The sequence below is a fragment of the Pseudomonas sp. TE50-2 genome, assembly GCF_040813665.1.
GTDB classification, from domain to species: domain Bacteria; phylum Pseudomonadota; class Gammaproteobacteria; order Pseudomonadales; family Pseudomonadaceae; genus Aquipseudomonas; species Aquipseudomonas soli.
Map to the genome: position 1 here is coordinate 3,403,200 of NZ_JBFNXN010000001.1, position 12,462 is coordinate 3,415,661.

Consider the following 12,462-nt stretch of genomic DNA (forward strand, 5'->3'; position numbering starts at 1 on the left):
GCCGACATGACTGCCCTGAAGAACGATCGTTTCCTGCGTGCACTGCTCAAGCAACCTGTAGATGTCACCCCGGTATGGATGATGCGCCAGGCCGGCCGCTACCTCCCGGAGTATCGCGCCAGCCGCGCCAAGGCCGGCGACTTCATGAGCCTGTGCATGAACCCGCAGTTCGCCTGCGAGGTCACCCTGCAGCCGCTGGACCGCTACCCGCTGGACGCGGCGATCCTGTTCTCGGACATCCTCACCATCCCTGACGCCATGGGCCAGGGCCTGTACTTCGAGACCGGCGAAGGCCCGCGCTTCAAGAAAGTCATCAGCACCCTGGCCGACATCGAAGCGTTGCCGATCCCCGACCCGCAGAAGGACCTGGGCTACGTGATGGACGCGGTCAGCACCATCCGCCGCGAGCTCAACGGCCGCGTGCCGCTGATCGGCTTCTCCGGCAGCCCATGGACCCTGGCCACCTACATGGTGGAAGGTGGTTCGTCCAAGGACTTCCGCAAGATCAAGGCCATGGCCTATGACAACCCGCAGGCCCTGCACCTGCTGCTGGACAAGCTGGCGCAGTCGGTCACCAGCTATCTCAACGGGCAGATCCAGGCGGGCGCCCAGGCGGTGCAGATCTTCGATACCTGGGGTGGCAACCTGTCGGCGGCGGCCTACCAGGAGTTCTCCCTGGCCTACATGCGCAAGATCGTCAGCGGCCTGATCCGCGAGCATGAAGGGCGCAAGGTGCCCGTCATCCTGTTCACCAAGAACGGCGGCCTGTGGCTGGAAAGCATCGCCGATGCCGGTGCCGACGCCCTGGGCCTGGACTGGACCTGCGAAATCGGCGACGCCCGCCGCCGCGTCGGTGACAAGGTCGCGTTGCAGGGCAACATGGACCCGACCGTGCTGTATGCCAACCCTGCGGCCATCCGCAAGGAAGTCGCGCGCATCCTGGCCAGCTACGGCAAGGGCAGCGGCCACGTGTTCAACCTGGGCCATGGCATCACCCCGGAAGTCGATCCGGAGCACGCCGGCGTATTCATCAACGCCGTGCACGAGCTTTCGGCGCAGTACCACCAGTAACCGGTGTGCAACGCAAGAAGCCCGGCCAAGTGCCGGGCTTTTTGTTGTATTAAGTTTCAATTCAGCGATCGTCGGTAATCTGGTGGCATCAAAACGCAAACAGGACCCGATCACCATGAAAGCCCGTTACCTGCCCCTGATCCTCGCCCCACTGTTCAGCACCGCCGCCCTGGCCGCCGGCTACACCGGCCCCGGTGCCCAGTCCGTGACCACGGTGGCTGCCGCCAATGATGCCGCCGACGACACCCCGGTGGTGCTGCAAGGCTACGTGACCAAGAAGATCAACAACGACGACAAGTACGAGTTCAAGGACAACACCGGCACCATCACCGTCGAGATCGACGATGAAGACCTGCCAGCGACGCCGTTCAACGACAAGACCAAGGTCAAGCTGACCGGCGAGGTGGAAAAGCACCTGATGAGCCGTGAGGTGGATGTGGATATCGTCGAGATCATCAACTGATCCAAAGGCCTCATCGCCTGTAAGCCGGCTCCCAAGGTTGTGGGAGTCGGCTTGTCGTGGCGACGAACCGCGGCGATTGGGCTGCAAAGCAGCCGCACTCAGGTAGTCTTCGGCGCCAACCTGCTCAAATGCACCGCCACCAGCAACGCCACCGCCAACAGGCTGCCGATGAACAGCCCGATACCGTTCCAGCCCCACTGGTGCCAGAATACCCCGCCCGCCGTCCCGGCCACACTCGACCCCGCGTAATAGCTGAACAGGTACAGCGAAGAAGCCTGCCCCTTGGCCTTCAGCGCCCGGCGGCCGATCCAGCTGCTGGCCACCGAATGCGCGCCAAAGAAGCCGAAGGTGAACACCAGCATGCCGAGAATGATCATGGCCAGCGGGTTGGCCAATGTCATGAGCAGGCCGCCGGCCATGACCAGGATACTGGCCCAGAACACCTTGCGCCGCCCGAGCTTGTCGGCCAGCGCGCCGACCTGCGCAGAGCTGTAGATCCCCGACAGGTACACCACCGACAGCAGTCCGACCAGCGCCTGGTTCATATGGTAGGGCCCGGCGAGCAGGCGATAGCCAATGTAGTTGAACAGGGTGACGAAGGCGCCCATCAGCAGGAAGGCCTCAAGGAACAGCCAGGGCAGCCCGGCATCCTTGAAGTGCATGACGAAACCGTCCAGCAAGCTGCGGGGTTTCAATGACTGGGCCCGGAAGTTGCGCGATTCGGGCAGCACCTTCCAGAACACCACGGCCGCCACCAGGGCCAGGCCGCCGATCACCAGCATCGCCGTGTGCCAGCTGACGAAGTCGATCAACACGCCGGTGATCAGGCGCCCGCTCATGCCGCCGATGGCATTGCCGCCGATATACAGCCCCATGGCCAGGCCGATGTGCTGCGGGTGGATCTCTTCGCTCAGGTAGGTCATCGCCACCGCGGCCAGGCCGCTCAGAGACAGGCCCACCAGTGCCCGCGTGGCCAGCACCAGCTCCCAGCTCGGCATCACCGCGCTGGCCAGGGTCGACAGCGCCGCGCACAGCAAGGCGAAGACCATCACCGGCTTGCGGCCGATACGGTCGGAAATGGGGCCGGTGATCAGCAGGCCGACCGCGAGCATGGCGGTGGACACCGACAGCACCAGGCTGCTCTGCGCGGCGTTGATGGCGAACTCCTGCGACAGCAGCGGCATCATGGGCTGCACGCAGTACAGCAGGGCGAAGGTGGCAAAGCCGCCGCTGAACAGCGCCAGCACGGTTTTCATGAAGGCGGGCGTGCCTTTCTCGATCCAGATGTCGTTGAAGGCAGGTTCGGGTTCGACGGGCAGGGGGGCGACGGCGGATCTCACGGGAGCGGTACCTCGGGGCGTTGCGATGGAAAAATCATATAGCTGGCTAATGATTAGATCCAATATATTGTTCGACCTGTTTAAGACCTTTAACGACCTGTTCGGAGCCGGCCATGGAGCTGCGTCACCTGCGTTATTTCATCGCTGTGGCCGAAGAGCTGCACTTCGGCCGCGCCGCCCAGCAACTGGGCATCTCGCAACCGCCGCTGAGCCAGCAGATCCAGGCCTTGGAGCAGGAGCTGGGCGCACGGTTGTTCGAGCGCACCAACCGCCGGGTCGAGCTCAGCGAGGCCGGGCGGTTGTTCCTCGACGAGGCCCGGCAAGTCCTGGCCCAGGTGGAAAAGGCTGCCGACGTGGCCCGGCGTGCGCAATTGGGGGAACTGGGGGAGTTGAAGATCGGCTTCACCTCTTCGGCACCCTTCACGTCGAAGCTGCCTAAGGCACTGCACGCGTTCCGTCAGCAGTTCCCGGCAGTGCACCTGAATCTCAAGGAGATGAGCAGCCGCGACGTTGCCGAAGCGGTGCTCGACGAGTCCATCGAAGTTGGCCTGATGCGGCCAATGCCCTTGCCGCAAGGGCTGGTGGTCAACGAGTTACTGCGCGAGCCGCTGGTAGCAGTGATCAATGCCTCGCACCCGTTGGCCGAAGGCAGCGAGCAGGGGCTGTACATGCAGGCCCTGGCCACCGAGCCGTTCGTGTTCTTCCCGCGCAGCTATGGCAGCGGCTTGCATGCCCAGTTGCTGAGCCTGGCGCGCCAGGCCGGTTTCAGCCCGCACTTCGCCCAGGAGGCGGGGGAGGCGATGACCATCATTGGCCTGGTGTCGGCGGGGTTGGGGGTATCGGTGCTGCCAGCGTCGTTCCAGCGCATGCGCATCGACGGAGTGGTCTACCGCACCCTGCTGGACGAGGGCGCCGACACCGCCGTGTGGCTGGTGCGGCGCTGCGGCGAAGGCTCGGCGATGGCGCGGGCCTTCGCCGCCTTGCTGGGCGGGCAGCCGGTCACGCCGCCCGCCTGAGGGTCAGTCAACGTGGGCCAGTTCGCCGCGCAGCGCCACGGCGCTGACGAAGGTGCCGGCGCGGCACTGGAACTTCTCTGAGTCCTTGTACAGCGAGCGCTGGTCGACGCTGGCGATGTTCACCACGGCGTTGGCGTCGGCCTCCTGGGCCGCGCGCTGCATCGTTGCCAAGGCCGATTGCAGGGCCCAGTAACAGGCCTCGCTGTCGGACTTGTTGCTGCCGTTGGTCTTGCGGCTGCTGCTCACCGTACGCAGGGTGCGCACCGAAGTCGGCAGGGCCTCACCGGCCAGGTAGAAGGTCACGCTGCCGTCGAGCAGGCCTGCCTCGGTGGCGCGCTTCACGCCTTCGCGGAAGCTCAGGTAGGTCGGCCCGTCGACGCCCTGGTTGATGATGCCCAGGTTGTTCACCGCTTCGATGTCCGGGTTGAACGACAGCTCCTTGAGCACGTTGTCGCGCAGGCGGTTGACCCAGCGGTTGTAGTTGCCGTGGATCTTGCCGTCCTTGTAGTCAAGGCCCCAGCTGCTGCGGTAGACGATCTGGAACTCGGTAGGGCTGAAGGGGATGTCGACCTCGGCGTGGTGGCGGCCGCGTACGGTGATGGCCGCCTTGACCATGCCCGGGCGCACCGACTGCACGATCCACTGGCGGTCGTTGAGCGCGGTGACGATGGCGCGTTTCATCTGGTCGTCGGTGAAATTGAGGTCCTTGGCGAAGTCTTCCTTGGCGTTGTACACCGGCTTGCTGGTGCACCCGGTGAAGACCAGGGCCAGTGCCAGCAAGGCGAGGATGCGGTGAGTCCGGGACATTCCTTTACTCCGTGGTTTTGCAGGTCAGGGCCAGCGGCGGAAGATCAACGAGGTGTTGACGCCGCCGAAGGCGAAGTTGTTGTTCATCACGTATTCGTGACTCATGGCGCGGAAGGCGCCTTGCAGGTAGTCGAGCTCGCCGCATTGCGGGTCGACGTTATCGAGGTTGAGCGTGGGGGCGTACTGCTCGCGGTTCATCATCTCGATGCTGAACCAGGACTCGAGGGCGCCGCAGGCACCCAGGGTGTGGCCCAGGTAGCTCTTCTGCGAGCTGATCGGCATGCGCGGCCCGAACAGGCTGCTGGTGGCCCGGGTCTCGGCGATATCGCCCTGCTCGGTGGCGGTGCCATGGCCATTCACATAACCGATGGCCTCGGGCGCCAGGCCTGCGTCTTCCAGCGCCAGCTCCATGGCCCGGCGCATGGTCGCCTGCTCGGGCCGGGTAATGTGCTGGCCGTCGGCATTGCTGCCAAAGCCCACCACCTCGGCGTAAATCCGCGCGCCACGGGCCAGGGCGTGTTCCAATTCTTCGAGCACCAGCATGCCGCCGCCCTCGCCGATCACCAGGCCGTCGCGGTCGAGGTCGTAGGGGCGTGGGCTCAGGTGCGGGGTGTCGTTCTTAAGGCTGGTGGCATAGAGCGCGTCGAACACCATGGCCTCGGTGGGGCACAGCTCTTCGGCGCCGCCGGCGAGCATCAGCGGCAGGCGCCCGAACTTGATCGCTTCATAGGCATAGCCGACGCCCTGGCTGCCGCTGGTGCAGGCGCTGGAAGTGGGGATCAGCCGCCCGGTCAGGCCGAAGTAGATGCTGATATTGGCCGCCGTGGTGTGCGGCATCATGCGTACGTAAGAGTTGGCGTTGAGGCCGTCCGAGGTGGAGTTGAGCAGCATGTTGCCGAAGGTCTTGATCTCGTCGGTGCTGCCGGTGGACGAGCCACAGGCCACGCCCATGCGCCCGTCGCGGATGCTCGGGTCGTCGAGCAACCCGGCATCGGCCAGCGCCCGCTCGGCGGCGGCCACCGCCAGGCGCGACACCCGGCCCATGCTGCGCAGTTGCTTGCGGGTCCAGTGCGCAGGTACCTGGAAGTCATCGATGGGGCCGGCCAGGCGGGTGTTGAGTTCGCTGTAGCGGTCCCACTCGTCCATGCGGCGGATGCCGCTGCGCCCCGCCGCGAACTGTGCGGCGATGCTCGCCCAGTCGTTGCCCAGGGCGGTAATGCCGGCCATGCCGGTGACCACGACGCGGCGCATCAGCACAGCCCTCCGTTGACCGCCAGCACCTGGCGGGTGATATAGGCCGCCTCGGGCGACATCAGGAAATTCACCGCGCCGGCCACTTCTTCCGGGGTGCCCATGCGCCCGGCCGGGATCATCTTCAGCAGTTCATCGACCGGTACGTTTTCGTCGAGCATGGCCGTGTCGATCAGCCCGGGGGCCACGCAGTTGACCGTGATGCGGCGCTTGCCCAGCTCGATCGCCAGGGCCTTGGCGGCACCGATCAGGCCGGCCTTGGAAGCGCTGTAGTTGACCTGGCCGCGGTTGCCGATCAGCCCCGACACCGAGGTGATGCAGACGATACGCCCCGGCGCGCGGCGGCGGATCATCGGCATCGTCAGCGGATGCAGGACGTTGTAGAACCCGTCGAGGTTGGTGCGCATCACCTGGTCCCAGTCGTCGTCGGTCAGCGCCGGGAAGGCGCCGTCGCGGGTCAGCCCGGCATTGCACACCACGCCGTAGTAAGCGCCATTGGCTTCGACATCGGCTTCCAGCACCGCCTTGCAGCGGGCGCGGTCGGCCACGTCGAACTGCAGCACCCGGGCCTGTTGGCCAAGCGCGCGTACTTCCTCCGCCACGGCATCGGCCTCGGCCCGGCCACTGCGGCAGTGCAGCACCAGGTCGAAGCCGGCCCGCGCCAGGCGCAGGGCAACGGCGCGGCCGATGCCACGGCTGGAGCCGGTAACGAGAATGCTGTCAGTCATGGTGCGGTTCCTCTGGGCCGGCTTCGGCCAGGTAGCGGTCGGGCTGTGGCGGGCGGTACACATTCAGGCGGGCCGTGGCATGGATGCCGGGGCCGCGCAGGTGGCATTCGAACACGCCCATGCCGTTGTCGTCTTCCAGCGAGCGCTGCGCGTGGATCAGCAGTTCGGTGCCGGCGGGGAAGTGCTCGACGGCGCATTCGAACTTGCGCGTGCCCAGCAGAAAGCCCAGCTCCACCGGCAGGCCCTGGCGGCGGGCGCGACAGCCGGCAAAGGCGGCCACGCTCTGGGCCATCAGCTCCAGGCCCAGCCAGGCCGGCAGGCTGCCGTCGGCACGGTTGAACAGGCCGCCTGGGCGCACCGTGGTACGGGTGTGGATCTGCTCGTCGTCGCAGCTGTCGATCTGCTCGATGAGGATCATGTCACCGGCATGGGGCAGCAGCTCGGCCAAGGGCCAGGGGATCATGGGGTGTCTCCGAGAATCAGGCTGACATTGTTGCCGCCAAAGGCGAACGAGTTGCTCATCAGGTAACGCGGGCGTTCCGTTGTCAGTCGCTGGCTGCCATCGACCAACGCCAGGGCCGGCAAGGCCGGGTCCTGTTGGCCATCCCAGACATGCGGCGGCAGCAGGCCCTGCGGGTTGTGCCCGCTCAGGGCCAGCCAGCAGAACGCCGCTTCCAGCGCACCGGCGGCGCCGAGGGTGTGGCCGGTCATGGACTTGGTTGATGAACAGGCCAGGCCGGCGCCGAACAGGCTGTGCACGGCCAGGGCTTCCATGGCGTCATTGTGCACGGTGGCGGTGCCGTGCAGGTTCAGGTAGCCGATCTGCGCGGGCACAAGGCCGGCATTGTCCAAGGCTTTGCCCATGGCCTGCAAGGCACCTTTGCCGGTAGGCTCCGGCGCCGAGATATGGTGCGCGTCGGAACTGGCGCCAGCGCCCAGCAGGGCGATGCGCGGGCCTTGTGGGTTGGCCTCGCGGGTCATCAGCAACACGGCCGCGCCTTCGCCGATATTGATGCCGGCGCGGTTGAGCGAAAACGGGTTGCAGCGCGCGTCGCTGACGGCCTCAAGGGCGCTGAAACCGTTGAGGGTCAGGCCGCACAGGCTGTCGACGCCGCCGCACAGCACTGCGTCGCACAGCCCCAGGTCGAGCAGGCGGCGCGCGCTCATCAGCGCCCGGGCGCTGGAGGTGCAGGCGGTGGAAATCACGTAGGCCGGGCCGCTCAGTTGCAGCCAGTCGGCGAGGAAGTTGGCCGGGGCGCTGAGCTCTTGCTGGGCGTAACGGTAGCCTTCGGGAAAATGCTGCTCGCGCAGGTAGTGGGCAATGCCGTCGCTGGCTTCGGCGATCCCTGAGGTGCTGGTGCCCAGCACCACGCCGACCCGATGGGCGCCGTGGCGCGCAATCGCCTCGCGGATAGCCGGCTCGATCTGCAGCGCGGCGCTGTACAGCAGCTGGTTGTTGCGGCTGTGGTGTTCCGCCAGCGGCAGCGCGGGCAGCGGGGTGGTGACGGCGCCCACCGGCAGGCTGCGCCCGGGCACCCAGCCTGCTTGCGAAAGCATGCCCGAACAGTCGCCGGCAAACAGCTTGCGGGCCACATCGGCCTGGCCGTGGCCGAGGGCACAGACCAGGCCCAGGGCATTGAGATAGGCGCTCATGGGGTGTTCTCGGCGGGCAAGGGGCTGACGTGATAACGCAGCCCTTGGCCCAGGTTCAAGGTAAAGGTATCGGCGCCCTGGTAGCGTACTTGCCAGCGCTCGCCGAGCCAGCGTCGCTCATCCTGCTGGTGGGCCTGGGGGTAAGCCTGTGGCAATTGCTGCGCCGGGGTCAGGGCGAACAGCATGGCGGCGAACAGCTCGCGCGCCGCCGGGTTCGGCGGCAGCAGTCCGTCGGCCTGCCACTGCTGGCCATCGAGTAGCTGGCGGGCCTGGGGAATGCCCAGCAGATCGAGCAGCGACCAGCGCAGGCGGGTGTCTTCGCGCTGGATCACCAGCAGCCAGTCCTGGCGTTGCCCGGCCTGTTCCCGTTCGACGTGCAACTGGCGTGGCAGTTCCAGCGCGGGCGTTTGCTCAGGCAAGGGCGGCCGTGCGGCGCAGGCGCCGAGCAGCAGGCAGCAGAACATGGCCAGCAGGACTTTCATGGTGTCTCCAGCGGTTTGCGCGCCACCACGTTGAGCAAGGTCTCTTCGCGTTGCCCGATGGGTGGTGGTTTGCGCAACCCGAAGCGTTCGAGCAGGCCGAAGTCCTTGGCGCGGCTCCACCACAGGTACGGGTACGAGACATTTTGCGCGCTGAACGCGAAGCCTTGGGCGCTGAGCATCTGCAGGTAGCCCTCGGCGCTCTTTTGCACGTGCATCGGGTGGCGGAACAGCCAACGGATCACCCAGGTGTCGATATACGCCTCGGTGGACTCGGCGAACAGCAGGTAGCCGCCTGGCTTGAGCACGCGATGGAATTCGGCCAGGGCCTTTTCCTGCTCCACCAGGTGGTGGAAGGTCTGGTGGCAGAACAGGATATCGACGCTGGCGTCGGCGTATGGCAGCGCGGCGCAGTCGCTGCCGTGCAGCTCCACGCTGATGCCCAGGCGCTCGGCCTCGGCGGCGCTGAGCGCCAGGCTGTGCGGGTCGGCGTCGGTGCCCAGCAGGCGCGAAGGCGCGAACACCTGGTGCAGGTGGCGGAACGACTTGCCCTGGCCGCAGCCAACATCCAGCAGCACCGGCGCGGCCGGCGGGTTGCCGTCGAACAGCTGACGCAGGTCGTTGATCGCCACCCGCAGCACATGGTGCTGCCAGGTGTGGCTGCGCAGGAACCAGAAACCGAAACGGGTCTCCTCGACATAGGTGTCGCTGTAAAAGGCCTTGGACATGCTGCTGTTCATGGCGGTGGATGCGCTCCTTCGCGGGTGGCGGCCCAAGGGGCCAGCAGGAAACTGAAAGCCAGGCCCAGGCTTACCGCCAGGCCGAAATTGCTGACCGTCGGGGTGCTCGACAGCGCCAGCAGGCCGAACGACAGCCAGGTGGTCACTGCCGCCAGCAGGGTGCCCAGCAGGCTCACGGCGGCGCCGCCGATGCGCTCGTGCATGAGGATCGCGTAATCGACGCTGATCGCCGTTACCAGCAGCAGGCCGAACAGGCTGAACAGGGTCAGCGGCTGGCCCAGCCAGCCGAGGCTGGCCAGGCTGCACAGTGCCGCCAGCAGCGGCAGGGCGACGATGCGCAGGGCGCCGCGCAGGCCGAACGGCAGCACCAGCAGCACCACGATCAGCAGGCATGACAAGAGCTTGAGCTCGGCGGCGCTGAGCTGGGTGGCGGCGAACAGTTGGTTCAGCTCGCCCAGGCGGTCGACCAGTTGCACGCCGGGCAGGTCATCGGTCTGCAGGCGCAGCAAGGCGGTGTCGCCCAGGCCTTGCAGGCTGACGATGGCGGCCACGCCGTCGCCGTCCTGGCCCAGCCACAAGGGCCGCCAGGCTTCGCCCAGTGGGCCGGCCAGCACGTCGTCGATGCTTTGCAGTGGCAGCTGTTGCAGGTGCTTGAGTTCGTTATCCAGGCCAGTCGCGGGCACGCCAAGGGCGACCAAGGGCTGCCAGTGCGCCTGCAACTGGCCGAGGGACTGTTGCAGGTGCACCTGTTCAGCAGGGCTGGCGACCAGTTGGCTGAGGCTCATGTAGCCCTTGAGTTTGCCCAGCTCGACCAGTTCGCCCAGCTTGCCGCTCAGCGCCTGCAGGCGTTCGAGCAGTTGCTGCGGGTCGTTGCCGCGCACCAGGTAGAACTGGCTGGTGGGCTGGTAGCCGGTGATGCGCGCCACGGCCTGGGCCTCTTGCAGCAACTGCGGCGGGCTGCCGACCCACTGGCGGATGTCGTTGCGAGTCTCCAGGCGCCACAGGCCGGCGGCGCAGAACAGCAGCACCAGAATCAACAGCACCGCGCTCGGGACCCTGGCCAGCAGGCGTTCACGTAGCGTGGTCAGGGTTTGTGCGATGCGCAGCGGCCACTGCGCCGGGCGCAGCTCGACGCCCGCGAGCAGTGCTGGCAGCAGGCATACCGCGCTGAGGTAGGCGCCAAGCAGCCCGGCGGCGGAAAACGCGGCGATCTGGGTCAGCGCCGGGAACGGCGTGAACGCCAGGGCCAGGTAGCCGATGGCGCTGGTCGCCAGGCTCAGGCTCAGCCCAGGCAGCGTGAGGCGCAGGGCCGGCCAGCTGTGCCAGGGCTTGAGGCTCCAGCTCTTGGACAGGTAATGCAGCGGGTAGTCCACCGCCACGCCGATCAGGCTCGACCCCAGCACCAGGGTCATCACGTGCATCTGCCCGAACAGCGCCACGCACACCACTGCGCCGAACATCATGCCCACCAGCACCGGCACGAAGGCCAGCAGCACGCGCCAGCGGCGGAAGGCCAACAGCAACAGCAGCAGGATGCCCAGGGTGGCGCCCCCGCCCACCCAGGTGATCTCGCGGCTGGCCTGCTGCTGGCCGGCGGCGGCGTACAGCAGGCCGCTGGCAGCCAGCAGCCGGGCGCCGTGCTGGTCGGCGTCGAGGCGGCTGGCGGCGAGCAGCTCGGCCACCTGCAACGGCAGGTGCATGTCGAAGGCGTTGCCCTGGGTGCGTGCCCGCAGCAATACCCACTGCTGGCCGTCGGCCTCGGCGACCAATGCGCCGCTGGCGGTGTCGAGCTGCACGTTGACCGGCATCGGCTGGCTGTTCTGGATGCGCCCGGTCAGGCCCAGCCAGTCGTCCTGGCTGGGCACCAGGCTGAAACCAGCGAAGGGGTCGAACAGGCTTTGCACGCGCTGCTCGATGAAGGCCTGGGGTTGCGTGCTCAACTGCTCGCGGTCGTTCGCCGAGAGCAGGGACAGGCGGCCTTGCAGCAGTTGCGCGCGCAATGCCGACAGGTCGGTTTGCAGGCTCCATTGCACCTTTTCGAACAGGCCGCTGCCTTGCCATTGCGCGGCCAGGCGATCGGCAAGGGCCAGGGCCTGCTCACGCTCGGGGTGGCCGACCAGCACCAGCATTTCGCGGTTGAGCGGCTCCTGCATGCGCTGTTCGGCCCGCAAGACCAGCGGGTCCTGGGAAGCGCCGGGCACCAGGGTCATCAGGTCGGCCGACAGCGGTGCGCCGCGGTGCCACTGCCAGCCGGCGATGGCCAGCATCACCAGCAGCAGCCCGAGGAACAGGCGCGGCAGCAGGCGTTCAGTCGGCAAAATCGCTGCGCTCCGTGTCGTTCAGGGCCGTTGCGGCGGTGCTGGCAGGCATGCGCAGCACGGTACTGTCGCCCTGGGTCTCGCTGAGCTCGATGCGTTCCACGTACTGGCCACCGGCGATGTCGATGCGCGTGAACACCTGCTTGAGCAGCAGCGAGCGGGGCGTCAGGCGCAGTTGCCAATGCCCGGCGTCGCCAGACAGGGCCAGTTCGAAGTCGCGTTGCAGGCCGCTGCTGTCGCCCTGCAGCACGGCGAAGAACAGGCGGTTCTGCTCGGCGCCGGCGCTCCGACTGGGCAGGGTTTGCCAGCCGCTGGGGTCGCGCCGGGCGATGCCCTGGGCGTCGATGCGGTAGTCCTGGCGCAACGGGGTGTCCAGCAGCCACAGCAGGCCGTGGTCACGGGCGAGGACGAAGCGGCCTTTGCTCAGCAGCGGCTGGGGCAGGGCGCGCAGGTGTTTTTCCTGGATGAACGGGCCCTTGACCACGGCGGGCTGGCTGAGCTGCTTTTGCAGGTCGTCGAGGGTGAAGGCCAGGGTCAGCGGGCAGACGAGTAGCAGGCCGAGCGCGATGAGCAGGCGGGCCGCTTTGCGGCCCATC

13 protein-coding genes are annotated in these 12,462 nt (G+C 67.0%); 3 read left to right on the forward strand and 10 right to left on the reverse strand.

Features of this window, described 5'->3' with window-relative positions:
* The first annotated feature begins 6 nt into the window (after positions 1–6).
* Positions 7–1,071, forward strand: a complete 1,065-nt coding sequence (hemE, locus tag AAHK21_RS15590) for a uroporphyrinogen decarboxylase (RefSeq protein ID WP_367857706.1) — start codon at positions 7–9, stop codon at positions 1,069–1,071.
* Between the two features lie 115 nt (positions 1,072–1,186).
* Positions 1,187–1,534 carry a YgiW/YdeI family stress tolerance OB fold protein gene (locus AAHK21_RS15595; protein ID WP_046853850.1) on the forward strand — a complete coding sequence of 116 codons (348 nt, stop codon included), beginning with the start codon at positions 1,187–1,189 and terminating at the stop codon, positions 1,532–1,534.
* Positions 1,535–1,632: 98 nt separating this feature from the next.
* Here the strand turns inward: AAHK21_RS15595 and AAHK21_RS15600 are convergent, their stop codons facing one another.
* On the reverse strand, positions 1,633–2,874 hold the full coding sequence (locus tag AAHK21_RS15600) for an MFS transporter (protein WP_367857707.1): 1,242 nt from the start codon (positions 2,872–2,874) through the stop codon (positions 1,633–1,635).
* A 113-nt stretch (positions 2,875–2,987) separates the two neighbouring features.
* Between AAHK21_RS15600 and AAHK21_RS15605 the strand changes: the two genes are divergently transcribed.
* The gene (locus AAHK21_RS15605; protein WP_367857708.1) at positions 2,988–3,890 is read left to right on the forward strand and encodes a LysR substrate-binding domain-containing protein; all 903 of its coding nucleotides are present in this window, start codon (positions 2,988–2,990) and stop codon (positions 3,888–3,890) included.
* Between the two features lie 3 nt (positions 3,891–3,893).
* On the opposite strand, the gene AAHK21_RS15610 is transcribed toward AAHK21_RS15605, so the two are convergent.
* From AAHK21_RS15610 to AAHK21_RS15650, 9 genes are read right to left on the reverse strand one after another with little or no spacing between them, the layout of a single operon-like run.
* Positions 3,894–4,697, reverse strand: a complete 804-nt coding sequence (locus AAHK21_RS15610) for a hypothetical protein (protein WP_367857709.1) — start codon at positions 4,695–4,697, stop codon at positions 3,894–3,896.
* Positions 4,698–4,721: 24 nt separating this feature from the next.
* Positions 4,722–5,948, reverse strand: coding sequence for a beta-ketoacyl-ACP synthase (locus AAHK21_RS15615; protein ID WP_367857710.1), 1,227 nt, complete (start codon positions 5,946–5,948; stop codon positions 4,722–4,724).
* Complete coding sequence (fabG, locus tag AAHK21_RS15620) at positions 5,948–6,676, reverse strand: 3-oxoacyl-ACP reductase FabG (protein ID WP_367857711.1); 729 nt, start codon at positions 6,674–6,676, stop codon at positions 5,948–5,950. The genes AAHK21_RS15615 and fabG overlap by 1 nt, the downstream gene beginning before the upstream one ends.
* On the reverse strand, positions 6,669–7,139 hold the full coding sequence (locus tag AAHK21_RS15625; protein ID WP_367857712.1) for a hotdog family protein: 471 nt from the start codon (positions 7,137–7,139) through the stop codon (positions 6,669–6,671). Before AAHK21_RS15625 ends, fabG begins: the two co-directional genes overlap by 8 nt.
* Complete coding sequence (locus AAHK21_RS15630) at positions 7,136–8,329, reverse strand: beta-ketoacyl-[acyl-carrier-protein] synthase family protein (RefSeq protein WP_367857713.1); 1,194 nt, start codon at positions 8,327–8,329, stop codon at positions 7,136–7,138. The genes AAHK21_RS15625 and AAHK21_RS15630 overlap by 4 nt, the downstream gene beginning before the upstream one ends.
* The gene (locus tag AAHK21_RS15635; RefSeq protein WP_367857714.1) at positions 8,326–8,811 is read right to left on the reverse strand and encodes a hypothetical protein; all 486 of its coding nucleotides are present in this window, start codon (positions 8,809–8,811) and stop codon (positions 8,326–8,328) included. The genes AAHK21_RS15630 and AAHK21_RS15635 overlap by 4 nt, the downstream gene beginning before the upstream one ends.
* A complete protein-coding gene (locus AAHK21_RS15640; protein ID WP_367857715.1) occupies positions 8,808–9,548 on the reverse strand; it encodes a class I SAM-dependent methyltransferase in 741 nt (246 codons plus the stop codon). The genes AAHK21_RS15635 and AAHK21_RS15640 overlap by 4 nt, the downstream gene beginning before the upstream one ends.
* On the reverse strand, positions 9,545–11,866 hold the full coding sequence (locus AAHK21_RS15645; protein ID WP_367857717.1) for an MMPL family transporter: 2,322 nt from the start codon (positions 11,864–11,866) through the stop codon (positions 9,545–9,547). Before AAHK21_RS15645 ends, AAHK21_RS15640 begins: the two co-directional genes overlap by 4 nt.
* A complete protein-coding gene (locus AAHK21_RS15650) occupies positions 11,856–12,461 on the reverse strand; it encodes an outer membrane lipoprotein carrier protein LolA (protein ID WP_367857718.1) in 606 nt (201 codons plus the stop codon). The genes AAHK21_RS15645 and AAHK21_RS15650 overlap by 11 nt, the downstream gene beginning before the upstream one ends.
* Between the last annotated feature and the right edge of the window lies 1 nt (position 12,462).

Coding starts and splice junctions, on each gene's coding strand:
- hemE (WP_367857706.1), top strand. CDS start 7: ATGACTGCCCTGAAGAACGATCGTTTCCTGCGTGCACTGCTCAAGCAA.
- AAHK21_RS15595 (WP_046853850.1), top strand. CDS start 1,187: ATGAAAGCCCGTTACCTGCCCCTGATCCTCGCCCCACTGTTCAGCACC.
- AAHK21_RS15605 (WP_367857708.1), top strand. CDS start 2,988: ATGGAGCTGCGTCACCTGCGTTATTTCATCGCTGTGGCCGAAGAGCTG.
- AAHK21_RS15610 (WP_367857709.1), bottom strand. CDS start 4,697: ATGTCCCGGACTCACCGCATCCTCGCCTTGCTGGCACTGGCCCTGGTC.
- AAHK21_RS15615 (WP_367857710.1), bottom strand. CDS start 5,948: ATGCGCCGCGTCGTGGTCACCGGCATGGCCGGCATTACCGCCCTGGGC.
- fabG (WP_367857711.1), bottom strand. CDS start 6,676: ATGACTGACAGCATTCTCGTTACCGGCTCCAGCCGTGGCATCGGCCGC.
- AAHK21_RS15625 (WP_367857712.1), bottom strand. CDS start 7,139: ATGATCCCCTGGCCCTTGGCCGAGCTGCTGCCCCATGCCGGTGACATG.
- AAHK21_RS15630 (WP_367857713.1), bottom strand. CDS start 8,329: ATGAGCGCCTATCTCAATGCCCTGGGCCTGGTCTGTGCCCTCGGCCAC.
- AAHK21_RS15635 (WP_367857714.1), bottom strand. CDS start 8,811: ATGAAAGTCCTGCTGGCCATGTTCTGCTGCCTGCTGCTCGGCGCCTGC.
- AAHK21_RS15640 (WP_367857715.1), bottom strand. CDS start 9,548: ATGAACAGCAGCATGTCCAAGGCCTTTTACAGCGACACCTATGTCGAG.
- AAHK21_RS15650 (WP_367857718.1), bottom strand. CDS start 12,461: ATGGGCCGCAAAGCGGCCCGCCTGCTCATCGCGCTCGGCCTGCTACTC.